Source organism: Mesorhizobium sp. M7A.F.Ca.US.005.03.1.1 (assembly GCF_003997975.1).
GTDB classification, from domain to species: Bacteria; Pseudomonadota; Alphaproteobacteria; order Rhizobiales; family Rhizobiaceae; genus Mesorhizobium; species Mesorhizobium ciceri.
The window spans coordinates 1-12,972 of the sequence record NZ_RZRO01000048.1 but is presented as its reverse complement, the minus strand read 5'-3'; the positions used below and the strand labels follow the sequence as shown (position 1 = coordinate 12,972).

General features: G+C 62.1%; 14 protein-coding genes. 11 read left to right on the top strand and 3 right to left on the bottom strand.

From position 1 onward, the window contains the following. Positions 1-21: 21 nt before the first annotated feature. On the bottom strand, positions 22-1,596 hold the full coding sequence (locus EN990_RS19895) for a trimethylamine methyltransferase family protein (protein ID WP_127388352.1): 1,575 nt from the start codon (positions 1,594-1,596) through the stop codon (positions 22-24). A 272-nt stretch (positions 1,597-1,868) separates the two neighbouring features. Between EN990_RS19895 and EN990_RS19890 the strand changes: the two genes are divergently transcribed. After that, positions 1,869-2,567: a cobalamin-binding protein gene (locus tag EN990_RS19890; RefSeq protein WP_013531175.1), complete on the top strand. Its 699-nt coding sequence runs from the start codon at positions 1,869-1,871 to the stop codon at positions 2,565-2,567. An 88-nt stretch (positions 2,568-2,655) separates the two neighbouring features. On the opposite strand, the gene EN990_RS36820 is transcribed toward EN990_RS19890, so the two are convergent. Then, positions 2,656-2,874, bottom strand: a complete 219-nt coding sequence (locus EN990_RS36820; RefSeq protein WP_318011966.1) for a hypothetical protein — start codon at positions 2,872-2,874, stop codon at positions 2,656-2,658. Here EN990_RS36820 and EN990_RS19880 point away from each other — a divergent pair. The 10 genes from EN990_RS19880 to EN990_RS19835 all read left to right on the top strand — a co-directional run bounded on the left by EN990_RS19880 (position 2,860) and on the right by EN990_RS19835 (position 11,971). Further along, on the top strand, positions 2,860-3,489 hold the full coding sequence (locus tag EN990_RS19880; protein WP_127370317.1) for a DUF1638 domain-containing protein: 630 nt from the start codon (positions 2,860-2,862) through the stop codon (positions 3,487-3,489). The genes EN990_RS36820 and EN990_RS19880 overlap by 15 nt on opposite strands. A gap of 104 nt (positions 3,490-3,593) precedes the next feature. Next, positions 3,594-4,169, top strand: coding sequence for a DUF4893 domain-containing protein (locus EN990_RS19875; RefSeq protein WP_013531172.1), 576 nt, complete (start codon positions 3,594-3,596; stop codon positions 4,167-4,169). Between the two features lie 93 nt (positions 4,170-4,262). Continuing rightward, complete coding sequence (locus tag EN990_RS19870; protein ID WP_027160505.1) at positions 4,263-5,045, top strand: formyl transferase; 783 nt, start codon at positions 4,263-4,265, stop codon at positions 5,043-5,045. 204 nt (positions 5,046-5,249) lie between these two features. Beyond that, on the top strand, positions 5,250-5,552 hold the full coding sequence (locus EN990_RS19865) for a virulence factor (protein ID WP_013531170.1): 303 nt from the start codon (positions 5,250-5,252) through the stop codon (positions 5,550-5,552). After that, on the top strand, positions 5,545-6,171 hold the full coding sequence (locus EN990_RS19860; RefSeq protein ID WP_013531169.1) for a methylenetetrahydrofolate reductase C-terminal domain-containing protein: 627 nt from the start codon (positions 5,545-5,547) through the stop codon (positions 6,169-6,171). The genes EN990_RS19865 and EN990_RS19860 overlap by 8 nt, the downstream gene beginning before the upstream one ends. Continuing rightward, entirely contained in the window at positions 6,168-7,259 is a 1,092-nt protein-coding gene (locus tag EN990_RS19855) for a methylenetetrahydrofolate reductase (protein ID WP_013531168.1), read from the top strand. Before EN990_RS19860 ends, EN990_RS19855 begins: the two co-directional genes overlap by 4 nt. An 81-nt stretch (positions 7,260-7,340) precedes the next feature. Further along, on the top strand, positions 7,341-8,315 hold the full coding sequence (locus tag EN990_RS19850; RefSeq protein ID WP_013531167.1) for a methyltetrahydrofolate cobalamin methyltransferase: 975 nt from the start codon (positions 7,341-7,343) through the stop codon (positions 8,313-8,315). Next, complete coding sequence (locus EN990_RS19845) at positions 8,266-10,419, top strand: ASKHA domain-containing protein (protein ID WP_063172386.1); 2,154 nt, start codon at positions 8,266-8,268, stop codon at positions 10,417-10,419. Before EN990_RS19850 ends, EN990_RS19845 begins: the two co-directional genes overlap by 50 nt. Before the next feature lie 186 nt (positions 10,420-10,605). Beyond that, positions 10,606-10,791, top strand: a complete 186-nt coding sequence (locus EN990_RS19840; protein ID WP_027160508.1) for a hypothetical protein — start codon at positions 10,606-10,608, stop codon at positions 10,789-10,791. Positions 10,792-11,023: 232 nt separating this feature from the next. Beyond that, positions 11,024-11,971 carry an alpha/beta hydrolase gene (locus EN990_RS19835; RefSeq protein WP_127370350.1) on the top strand — a complete coding sequence of 316 codons (948 nt, stop codon included), beginning with the start codon at positions 11,024-11,026 and terminating at the stop codon, positions 11,969-11,971. Positions 11,972-11,998: 27 nt separating this feature from the next. Here the strand turns inward: EN990_RS19835 and EN990_RS19830 are convergent, their stop codons facing one another. Next, positions 11,999-12,898, bottom strand: a complete 900-nt coding sequence (locus tag EN990_RS19830) for a LysR substrate-binding domain-containing protein (protein ID WP_013531163.1) — start codon at positions 12,896-12,898, stop codon at positions 11,999-12,001. Positions 12,899-12,972 lie beyond the last annotated feature (74 nt).

Below are 12,972 nucleotides of genomic sequence, written 5' to 3'. Positions count from 1 at the left end.
CCCGCCTGACTCGGGCTCCTTTCAAGTGAAGGCGTCGGGCATCGACCCCTTCTTCTTGGCGATGAAGTCCTTCAACGCTTCGTCGATGCTCGGATCGAGATGCGGCGCCTCATAGCTTTCCAGCCAGCGGCGGGCGAGTTCGTTGGCGCGCTGCGGCGCTGTCTTCTCGCCTTCGGCCAGCCACTGCTCGTAGGAATTGTTGTCGGCGATGTTGGAGCGGTAGAAGGCGGTCTGGAAATTGGCCTGGGTGTGGTCGCAGCCGAGATAGTGGCTGCCCGGCCCGACCTGGCGGATGGCGTCCATCGCCTGGCCGTTTTCCGACAGGTCGACGCCTTCGGAGAATTTCTGCGTCATGCCGAGCTGGTCGATGTCCATCATGAACTTTTCGTAGCAGGAGGCCAGCCCGCCCTCGAGCCAGCCGGCCGAGTGCAGCACGAAATTGGTGCCGGCCAGGATGGTCGAGTTCAGCGTGTTGGCGCTTTCATAAGCCGCTTGTGCATCCGGAACCTTGGACGCGCAGAGCGAGCCGCCGGTGCGGAACGGCAGGCCGAGACGGCGCGCCAGCTGTGCGGCGCCATAAGACACCAGCGACGGCTCCGGCGTGCCGAAGGTCGGCGCCCCGGACTGCATCGAGATCGACGAGGCGAAGGTGCCGAACAGCACCGGCGCGCCTGGCCGGATGAGCTGCGTGAACGACGCGCCGGCCAGCACTTCGGCCAGAACCTGCGTCAGCGTGCCGGCCACCGTCACCGGGCTCATCGCGCCGGCGAGGATGAACGGCGTGACGATGCAGGCCTGGTTGTGGCGCGCATAGACTTTCAACGCACCGAGCATGGTCTCGTCGAACACCATCGGCGAGTTGGCGTTGATCAGGCTGGTCAGCACCGTGTTGTTCTCGACGAAATCGTCGCCGAACACGATCTTGGCCATGGCGACGGTGTCCTCGGCGCGTTCCGGCGCGGTCACCGAGCCCATGAACGGCTTATCGGAATATTTGATGTGGCTGTAGATCATGTCGAGATGGCGCTTGTTGACCGGCACATCGACCGGCTCGCATACCGTGCCGCCCGAATGGTGGATCGACGGCGCCATATAGGCGAGCTTAACGAAATTCTGGAAATCCTCGATCGTCGCGTAGCGCCTGACACCGTCGAGGTCACGCACGAAGGGCGGGCCATAGACCGGCGCGAACACGGTGGCATTGCCACCGATCTGCACCGAACGCTCGGAATTGCGGGCGTGCTGGGTGTAGACGGACGGTGCGGTCTTGAGCAGCGAACGGCACAGCCCCTTCGGGAAATGCACGCGCTCGCCCTTGACGTCGGCGCCGGCCTCTTTCCACAGTTGCAGCGCTTCTGCATCGTCGCGAAAGATGATGCCGATCTCCTCGAGAACCGTGTCGGTGTTCTTCTCGATCAGCGCCAGGCCTTCCTCGTCCAGCACCTCGTAAACGTTGATCTTGCGCTTGATGTAGGTGAGCTGCGTGCCCGGGCCTCCGCCCGAACGCGCGGCCCGCCGGGCAGCAGCCCCGCCGCTGGCGCCGCGCCCACGTCGCGCGTTTGACGCTTCCTGATCGACTGCCGCGTATTCGCTCATGGTGTTCTTCCCTGAATCTGTTCTTGTCTGGAATCCATAGCGGCTGCTCTCGCCGCTTCTTGCCAGATCGTAGCCATGCACCCTATTCGAAACGGCCCGCCAGCGCCAACGCCTGTCGCAAAATCGACAAGAATTCCAAGAGAGTTACGGTCGCTTTCCTTTTGCGGGAAGTCGCAAATCAGCTATGGATACATGCCCTCAGCGGGTTAGGTATGAACGCGAAGATATGTGCCTTGCGACATGGTCGCGATGCCGGCAGGAGCTCGATACAAATGTCCGACGACGAGATCATCCTTTCCGAACTTTCCGACGACGAGTTGGTGCAGCAGATGCACGACGATCTCTATGACGGGCTGAAGGAAGAGATCGAAGAAGGCACCAACATCCTGCTCGAGCGCGGCTGGGCGCCTTACAAGGTGCTGACCGAGGCGCTGGTCGAAGGCATGCGCATCGTCGGCGAGGATTTTCGCGACGGCATCCTGTTCGTGCCGGAAGTGCTGCTTTCCGCCAATGCGATGAAGGCGGGCATGTTCATCCTGCGCCCGCTGCTCGCCGCCACCGGCGCGCCCAAGCAAGGCAAGATGGTCATCGGCACCGTCAAGGGCGACATCCACGATATCGGCAAGAACCTTGTCGGCATGATGATGGAGGGCGCTGGCTTCGACGTCATCGATCTCGGCATCAACAATGCGGTCGAGAAATATCTCGATGCGATCGAACAGCACCAGCCCGACATCATCGGCATGTCCGCACTGCTGACCACGACCATGCCCTATATGAAGGTCGTCATCGACACGATGAAGGAAAAGGGCATCCGCGACGATTATGTCGTGCTGGTCGGCGGCGCACCGCTGAACGAGGAATTCGGCAAGGCCGTCGGCGCCGATGCCTATTGCCGCGACGCGGCGGTGGCGGTCGAGACCGCCAAGGACTTCATGAAGCGCAAGCACAATGTGCGCGCTTCGGCCTGATTGGCCAATTCGGCCTGGACGACAGGAGAAGCCGCGCCCTTGCCGCGCGGCTTTTTTGTTACCAAATGATGAGGTGGCCGCGTGCGGATCAGGGCTTGGTGACGGTGTCCTCGACCGCCTTGGCCGTCGATTTGACATCCCTGCCGACGCCACGGACGGTGTTCGCGCAGGCCGCAAGGGCCAAGGCGCAGGCCAGGATGGCAATCGGCGTGATGCGCAGCAGTTTCATGGACGGTGTCTCCCTCAACAGATAAATTAGCGCCACAACAACGAAGGCCGCTCGACTGGTTCCATGGCCAAGACGCAAAAAACGAAACCGAATCAAGACGACAGGCTGCTCGTCATCGCCTGCGGGATGATTGCGCGCGAAGTTCTGGCCGTCAAGGAACAGCTCGGGCTGGATCACCTCGACCTGACCTGCCTGCCGGCGGAATTCCATTTCTACCCGGACCGCATCGCACCGGCCATGGACAAGGCGATCGAAAAAGCCAAGACCGAAGGCTACAGCAACATCTTCGTCGGCTATGCCGATTGCGGCACCGGCGGTCTGCTCGACCGCATCTGCGAGAAGCATGGCGTCGAGCGCATGGCCGGCCCGCATTGCTTCGCCTTCTACCAGGGCATGGAGGCCTATGCGAAAGTCGCAGACGACGACATGATGTCGTTCTACATGACCGACTTCCTCTGCCGGCAGTTCGACGCTTTCTTCATGAAACCGCTCGGCCTCGACAAGCACCCGGAGTTGATCAAGGACTATTTCGGCAATTACGAGAAGCTGATCTACCTCGCCCAGACCAACGATCCGGAACTCGACAAGGTCGCCGAAAAAGCCGCCAGAATGCTCGATCTCGTCTATGAACGCCGCGCCACCGGTTATGGCGACCTGACGGCCGGGATGGCGCAGGCGGCTGCAGGCGCCTGAAGCAATTCTTGCCCCGCGATGACTCAAGGCTAGATGACAGGCCGCCGTGGACGGGTAAGGTGTGCGCCACAAGCAAACAGACTGCCAGCCATGGAAACGCACTGATGACCCCTCGCCTCTTGATAGCTGCACTCGGCCTCCTCTGTTTGGCCCTGCCCGCCCATGCCGACGGCGAGATACAGAAACTCATCACCCCGGCCGACAAGACGCGGCTCGACAAATATGGCGAGACCCGCAAGGCAGCCCTTGCCGAGGCGAAGACAGGCAACCCGGCCGAGGTCAAGCAACTCGATGCCCTGTTGGCAAAGCCGCTGGTGGCCTTTTCCGACAAGGACCTGACCGGCAACTGGCAGTGCCGCACCATCAAGGCCGGCGGACCTTTGCCGCTCGTCATCTATGGCTGGTTCAAGTGCAAGGTGACCGATGACGGTTCCGGCTGGCGGCTGGAGAAGATCAGCGGCTCGCAGCGCACCAGGGGCCGTTTCTTCGACGATGGCGAGAAACGCGCGATCTATCTCGGCTCCTTCTATGTCAACAGCGATCCGGCAAAGCCCTATGGCAGCGGTCCGCAAACCGACCAGGTCGGCTACGCCTTCCGCAACAGCGCCAAGGAATGGCGCATCGAATTTCCGGCGCCCTACTATGAATCGAAGCTCGATATCATCGAATTCAAGCGCTGACTGTGTATCGAAGAGCTGATCACCAAGGATTAACCCGGACACCCTAGCATCCCGTCTATTGTCGAGAACGGTTGCTTGGAGGGGGCAAGATCCATGGCAGCATCAGAATCCAATACGCGTCCGATCGTGGTCGTCACCGGAGGCGGCCAGCATGTCTGGGCTATGATCAATGCGATCGCCGACCGCGTAGGTCCTGTCAGCGTCGTCCTCGAAACGCCTGAATCCAAAAAGCAATTGCTGCGTGGCCGGGCTCGCCGCCAAGGCTGGATTTCCGCCATCGGCCAGCTTGGCACGATGGTACTGAGTAGGTTGGGCAAGCGATTCCTGGCCGGCCATAGCGCGCGACTGATTGCCGAGGAGAAGCTGGAGGTTGAGCCGCGACCAGGCCAGGAGATCATCCCGGTAGCCTCGGCCAATGGGCTTGAGTGCCTGCAGGCGATCCAGAAGATCCGGCCAGGCGTTGTGCTGCTCAACGGTTGCCGACTAATCTCGGCTGAGATGCTGAGCAAAATGCCCTGCCCGGTGCTCAACTACCATGCGGGCATCACGCCGAAATATCGCGGCATGAATGGCGGCTATTGGGCTCTGGTATCAGGCGATGCGGAGAATTTCGGCACGACTGTCCACCTCGTCGACGCTGGCGTCGACACTGGTGGCGTGCTGAAGCAGGCGCGCGGCAGATCGAAAAAAGGCGACACCATCTCAAGTCACGCGCTACGCCAGACGGCGTTCTCGCGCGACATCTGCGTCGAGGCTGTCAGCGATGCACTGGCTGGAAAACTCACGACGATCGATCCCGGCCTGCCTTCGAAACTCTGGTATCATCCGACGATCTGGTTCTACGTCTGGACGGGCCTCAGAACTGGCATCTGGTAGCGCGTTTTTCGTCCTGGACGGCATACTGCGCGCCAGCGTTTCCGACGCGCTGGACCGGGCGCCGGCACACGCCGCAAACGAATAAACCCACCTTTCATTTTACGACATCGAAATGCGTCGCTTTTGAATGCGCGCGCGTCGTCCCATAACAAGCGGCACCACTGCGCTTGCGGCAATGCTCGATAGTTCGAGGAGTGAGAATTCATGGCCGATCTGATCGTCGTCTACTGGCGCGACATCCCTGCCCAGGTGATCGTCAAGAAGGGCCGGCAGAACGCCAAGCGCGAACTGCCGCTGCGCTTTACCGAGGCGATCGACATGTGCGCCATGCGCACCGGCGCCGGCGGTACAGACGACTATCTGGCCGAATGGCGCAAAGCCGATCCCATTCCGGTCGGCGACGACCTCGAAGCCGAAGTCGAGAAGGCATTCAACGACATCGACACGAGATATGACCGCGAGCGGCTGGTCGCTCTGGTCAAGGCGGGCGGCAAAGAAAATGTCTGAAACCATTCCTGCCAAGGAGAGGCCGGCTGTTACCCAGGCCACTCTGGTCAAGAAGGCAGCGCCGAAATCCGACTACAAGCCGGCCGACGTATCGCCGCAGCGGCGCGTGCAGCGTTCCTTCGCGGTCAGATTATGGTCGGTGCGGCACTCGCGATTACTCGAATGGTTCTACGCCAAATTCGCCGACATGTTCCTGCTCCTCCATCCCTTATGGAAAGGCATAGGCTATGGCCGTGTCGAAGGGCCGATCAAATTTGTCGAGAAGCGCGTCAAGGGCTTCATGTTCGACTGCCGCATGTGCGGCCAGTGCATCTTGTCCTCGACAGGCATGTCGTGTCCAATGAACTGCCCCAAGCAATTGCGCAACGGCCCTTGCGGCGGTGTCCGCGCCAACGGCAATTGCGAGGTCGAGCCCGATATGCCCTGCGTCTGGGTCAAGGCCTGGGAAGGCTCGCAGAACATGGTGCACAGCGACAGGATCCTGACCGTGCAGAAGCCGGTCGACCAGTCGCTGCGTGAAACCTCGGCCTGGCTGCGGGTGACCGCGCAGGCGGCCACCGCGCGCGAAGCCGCCGCTGCCGCCAAGAATGAGGCGGCCAGCACCGGGGCGTCGGCATGATCGGCCGCCAGCGCGACGAAAACCCGGCCGGCATCCACCTGCCGCTCGAACCCCTGCCCGGCCACACCTCGCGCGGTCGGCTGGAGCGCGTACTGCGGCGCGGCGAGTTCGCTGTGACGACGGAGCTCAACCCGCCCGACAGCGCCGATCCGGAAGACGTCTACAACAGGGCGAAAATCTTCGACGGCTGGGTCGACGCCATCAACGCCGTCGATGCATCGGGCGCCAACTGCCACATGTCCTCGGTCGGCATCTGCGCACTTTTGACCCGCATGGGCTATGCGCCGATCATGCAGATCGCCTGCCGCGACAAGAACCGCATCGCCATCCAGGGCGACGTACTGGGCGGGGCTGCGATGGGCGTCGCCAACATGCTGTGCCTGACAGGTGACGGCGTCCAGGCCGGAGACCAGCCCGGCGCCAAACCGGTGTTCGACCTCGACTGCATGTCGCTCCTGGAAACCTGCCGCATCATGCGCGACAACGGCAAGTTCCTGTCCGGCCGCAAGCTGACGACGCCGCCACAGCTTTTCCTGGGTGCTGCGATCAATCCGTTCGCGCCGCCGATCGACTTCCGCCCGCACCGGCTGGGCAAGAAGATCGCCGCCGGCGCGCAATTCGTACAGAGCCAGTATTGCTTCGACGTGCCCATGTTCCGCACCTACATGCAAAAGGTGCGCGACCTCGGCTATACCGAAAAATGCTTCATCCTGGTTGGCGTCGGGCCGCTCGCCTCGGCCAAGACGGCCAAGTGGATCCGCTCGAACGTGCCGGGCATCCATATTCCCGATTCTGTCATCAAGCGGCTGGAAGGCGCCCAGGACCAGAAAAAGGAAGGCAAGCAGCTCTGCATCGACATCATCAACGAGGTGAAGGAAATATCAGGTGTTTCCGGCGTTCACGTGATGGCCTACCGACAGGAAGAATATGTTGCCGAGATCGTCGATGAATCGGGCGTGCTGAAGGGCCGCCAGCCATGGAAACGTGAGATCCGCCGCGACGATCAGCTTGTCGCCGACCGGCTCGACAGCATCTTGCACGACGACATTACCGAAACGCAGGTGGACATGGTGAAGACCGCGCACTGACGGCGCGGACGGTCACCCATTCGCTTGAACGAAACCAGACAACGATATAAAGAAATCTTTATATCACGGCGGAGAGAATTTATGACCCGTACCATCGTCGCTTCGGCGACACGAGAAATCATCATCGGCTTCGACCAGCCGTTCTGCGTGATCGGCGAACGCATCAACCCGACCGGCCGCAAGAAGCTGGCCGCCGAGATGATCGCGGGCAATTTCGAGACCGTCATCAGGGACGCATTGGAGCAGGCAGCCTGTGGCGCCACCATGCTCGACGTCAACGCCGGCGTCACCTCGGTCAATCCGAACGAGACCGAACCCGGCCTTTTGGTGCAGACGCTGGAGATCGTGCAAGGGCTGGTCGACCTGCCGCTGTCGATCGACAGTTCCGTCACCGCCGCGATCGAAGCCGCACTCAAGGTTGCCAAGGGCCGCCCGCTCGTCAACTCCGTCACCGGCGAGGAAGAAAAGCTCGAAGCCATCCTGCCGCTGGTCAAGAAGTACAACGTGCCGGTCGTCGCCATCTCCAACGACGAAACCGGCATTTCGATGGACCCGGACGTGCGTTTCGCCGTCGCCAAGAAGATCGTCGAGCGCTGCGCCGATTTCGGCATTCCGGCGCATGACGTCGTCGTCGACCCGCTGGTCATGCCGATCGGCGCGCTGGGCGATGCCGGCCGCCAGGTCTTCGCGCTGCTGCGTCGCCTGCGTGAAGAGCTCAAGGTCAACACCACCTGCGGCCTGTCCAACATCTCTTTCGGCCTGCCGCATCGCCACGGCATCAACGCCGCTTTCATCCCGATGGTGATCGGCGCCGGGATGACCTCGGCCATCATGAACCCGGTGCGGCCGCAGGAAATGGAAGCCGTGCGCGGGGCCAATGTGCTGAACGGCACCGACGAGAACTGCACCAACTGGATCCGCACCTACAAGGATTACAAGCCGGCCGAAGGCGGCCAGGCCGTTGCCGCCCCGACGCAAGTCAATGCGCCGGGCGACGGCGCCGGCAATGGCGGTCGCCGCCGTGGCGGCCGTGAAGCCCGGATGGGCCGAGGGTAAGCGCGCAATCGTGAATTCACCTGCAAACATCACCGACCCGCTCGTGCTGTTCATGCCGTCGGGCAAGCGCGGGCGGTTTCCTGTCGGCACCCCGGTGCTCGATGCCGCGCGCCAGCTCGGCGTCTATGTCGAAAGTGTGTGCGGCGGACGCGCCACTTGCGGGCGTTGCCAGATCGAAGTGCAGGAAGGCAATTTCGCCAAGCACAAGATCACCTCCTCCAACGACCACATCACGCCCAAGGGCGCCAAGGAAGAGCGCTATGAGCACGTCCGCGGCCTACCCGAACGGCGTCGCCTCTCCTGCTCGGCACAAATCCTCGGCGATCTCGTCATCGACGTGCCGCAGGACACCGTCATCAACGCGCAGACCATCCGCAAGGATGCCGACACCAGGGTCATCGCCCGCGATGCGGCGATCCGTATGTGCTATGTCGAGATCGAAGAACCCGACATGCACAAGCCGCTTGGTGATCTCGACCGGCTGAAGATCGCGCTGATGCACGATTGGGGTTTGAAAAGCCTCGATTTCGATTTTTATCTGCTGCCGCAGGTGCAAGGCATCCTGCGCAAGGGCAACTGGACCGCGACCGCCGCCATCTACAAGGATGCCGACTCTGAGACAGCGCGCGTCGTAGCACTTTGGCCCGGCCTCAAGAACGAAGCCTATGGGCTGGCCTGCGATATCGGCTCGACCACCATCGCCATGCATCTGGTGTCGCTGCTGTCGGGCCGCGTCGCCGCCTCGTCGGGCACCTCGAACCCGCAGATCCGCTTCGGCGAGGATCTGATGAGCCGCGTCTCCTATGTGATGATGAACCCGGACGGCCGCGAGGGCATGACGGTCGCCGTGCGCGAGGCGATCTCGGGTCTCGTCGACAAGGTCTGCGCCGAAGGCAATGTCCAGCGCAACGACATCCTGGACAGCGTCTTCGTCGGCAATCCGATCATGCACCATCTGTTCCTCGGCATCGATCCGACCGAGCTTGGCGGTGCCCCCTTCGCGCTCGCCGTTTCGGGCGCGGTGCACATCAAGGCATCCGACATCGGCCTCAAGCTCAACCAGGGCGCCAGGCTCTATATGCTGCCTTGCATCGCCGGCCATGTCGGTGCGGATGCGGCGGCGGTGACGCTGTCGGAAGGCCCGCATCGCCAGGACGAGATGATGCTGATCGTCGATGTCGGCACCAATGCCGAGATCGTGCTCGGCAATCGCCAGCGGGTGGTTGCGGCCTCCTCGCCCACCGGCCCTGCCTTCGAGGGCGCCGAAATCTCCGGCGGCCAGCGAGCAGCGCCGGGCGCCATCGAGCGCGTGCGCATCGATCCCGATACGCTTGAACCGAAATACCGCGTCATCGGCTCTGAACTGTGGTCCGACGAGCCGGGCTTCCTGGAAAGCGTCCAGGCGACCGGCGTCACCGGCATCTGCGGCTCCGGCATCATCGAAGTGGTGGCGGAGATGTATCTCGCCGGCATCATTTCCGAGGACGGCGTCATCGACGGCGGGCTTTCGGCGCGCTCGCCACGCGTTACGGCCAACGGCCGCACCTTCTCCTATGTGCTGAAGGACGGCTCCGCCGCATTGACGGAAGATGGGCCGAAGATCACCATCACCCAGACCGATGTGCGCGCCATCCAGCTTGCCAAGGCAGCGCTTTATGCCGGCACCAAGCTGTTGATGGAAAAGCAGAACACCGAGCATGTCGACCGCATCCATTTCGCCGGCGCCTTCGGCTCCTTCATCGATCCGAAATACGCCATGGTGCTGGGCCTGATCCCGGATTGCGACCTCGACAAGGTCTCGGCGGTCGGCAACGCCGCCGGTGCCGGCGCGCGCATGGCGCTGCTCAATCGCGGCTACCGCCGCGAGATCGAGGACACGGTCAGCAAGATCGAGAAGATCGAGACGGCGCTGGAACCGAAATTCCAGGAGCATTTCGTCTACGCCATGGCGCTGCCCAACAAGGTCGATCCGTTCCCGAAACTGTCGGCAGCGGTGAAACTGCCGCCGCGCAAGACGGTCAGCGAGGATGGCGTTGCCGGCGACGCCGCTCCGCGCCGGCGTTCGCGCGAAGGCCACGAGGGGCGGAGGCGTGGACGGGAATAAGCGGCCCGCCCCCGCCAACACCTTTCGAAACTCATTTGCATGCAAATGTTTCCGGATCGTCTGATCCGGAAACCAAAACGCTGTTTTCGTGAAATTCGCCAGATACATGGCAGGCGCATTCAACCGGCATCGAACGGCAGGCAGGAAATATCTTTCAGCCGCTGCAACGCTCCAGGGGAGACAACGATGTCAATGCTCGAAAGCCTGAGCCGCTATGGCACCGCCATCAGACAAGCCCATGACCGCAGCAAGGCGCGGCGCCTGCTGAACAGCCTGCCGCCCGAAATCCAGAAGGACATCGGCTGGCCGGTGTCGCCGCGATCCAGTGAAAGGGCATCCCTCAGCAACGCTATCTGGAGCGCCGCGCGCTGATGACCTTCGCCGACAAATGCAAATTGCTCGGCATGCGCCGGGAACCTCGCATGTCCCCGGCGACCACCAGCAACCGGCTGCGAGCCGCACTTTTACCGCGTCGCTGACCACTGCGGCGCGGATCAAACCGCCGTGTAGACGCGGGCGCAAATCTTGACATTTTCAGCCACGGCACAATCTTTCGATCTAGGGGGTTCTCTTAGTCGGCTTTGGCCGAAGTTCGTGTATTCGCATGCCAAGTTTGAAAAGCCATGTCGTGTCTTTTGTCTTGCGGCACAGCCGTAAGCAGGCATTTGCCAGTCCGGAAAATCTGCAGCGCTGGATCGCGGCCGCGCGCAAGACCGAGAACCACCGGCCGCCCGCCTCGCTACACCAGCGTCTCGACATCGAGATGCATACGGTCGATGGCTTCCCCGTATACGAAATCCCACCCAAGTCCGGCGAACAGAAGCGGATTCTCTACTTGCACGGCGGCGCCTATGTCTTTGAAATCACGCCCTATCATTGGCACCTGATTGCCGACATGGCGGATCGGTTGGGCTACGCAATCACGGTGCCGATCTATCCAATCGCTCCCGAACATGATTTCCACGCCATGTTCGGAATGGTTGGCGATGTTTACCGGCAGATGCTCGCCGAGACGGAGGCCGAGGACATCGTCTTCATGGGCGATTCCGCCGGCGGCAACATGGCTGTGGTGCTGACCATGATGGCCGCCGAAGAAGGACTGTCCCTGCCGTCACGACATGTGCTCATTTCGCCGGGTCTCGACGTGTCGCTCACCAATCCCGCAGTGTTCGAGGCGGAACGCAACGACCCTTGGCTGGGCATAGCTGGCGGACGAGAGGCGATTCGTCTGTACAGTGCCGGCATCGATCCCAGCGACTGGCATATCAGCCCGGTCTATGGAGATCTGTCAGTGCTGCCAAGAACACTGCTTTTGACAGGCTCGCGCGATCTTTTGACGCCCGACAATCTGATCTTCGCGGAAAAAGCCCGCGCCGCCGGCGTTGAAATCGATCTTGTCTATGAGGAAGGCATGTTCCACGTCTGGCCGCTGATCGACATGCCGGAGGCCCGGCGCGCCCGCGAGCGCATCGTCGAATTTCTCGGGGAGAGCCGGATCGTGCAAGACACGAGAGTAAGGCCTGAACAGCGCCCCGCCGAAGCGGCGGAGTAGCTCTATATTGTCGTCCTTACCAGCCGGTCAGAACTTGCCGGTTTCCCGGAACACTTCGAAGGTCGCGCGGATGTGGTCGGCGACGGCCTTGACCGGCGCGCTGGCGTCCGGCGCCACCACCATCGCCAGATTGTAGGTGCCGATGTCGGGCATGCCGTCCTTCGGGCAGAGTTCGACCATGTCGTTGCCGAGAAACGACTTCGGCAGCGGCGCCACGGCGAGATCGGACATGATCGCGGCGCGCTGGCCGGCTGTGTGCGCGCTCATATAGGCGATGCGGTAGTTGCGGCCCTCGCGGCCAAGCGCATCGAGCGCTCCGGCGCGCCAGGCGCAGCCCTCTTCCCAAAGCGACACCGGCAAGGGCTCGCGCAAATGCGCGCAGCCACCCTTGGCGCCGGCCCAGACAATCGGCTCGGTCAGCAGCACCTCGGCGCCGAGCGCGCTGGTCTTGTAGGAATTGGTCAGCAGCGTGATGTCGAGCGCCCGGTCGTCCATGCGCCGGCGCAGATTGCTGCTCTGGTCGATAGTGACGTCGACGGCGATCGACGGATGCGACTGCGCGAAACGCTTCAGCACATGCGGCAGCACGCGCTCGCCGTAATCGTCCGGCGAACCAAGCCGCACGACACCGACAATCTCGGGAATGATGAACTTCGACACCACCTCGCGGTTGATCGACAGCAGCCGGCGGGCATAGCCGAGCAGCATCTCGCCGTCCGTGGTCAGCGACACCGAGCGGGCGTCGCGCGCGAACACGGAGCGGCCGAGAATGTCCTCCAGCTTCTTGATCTGCATGGAGACGGCCGAAGGCGTGCGAAAGACGGCATTGGCGGCGGTGGTGAAGCTGCCGGTCTCGGCAATCGCCACGAAAGTGCGCAAAACGTCGAGATCGAGCAGTGGCAGCGGATGATTGAGCGGGGCGTTCATGGCAACCGACCTTCAATTTTTCTGATACAAAACATCATTCCATTTCGTTTGATTGAACATCAGATTGGGAGGAT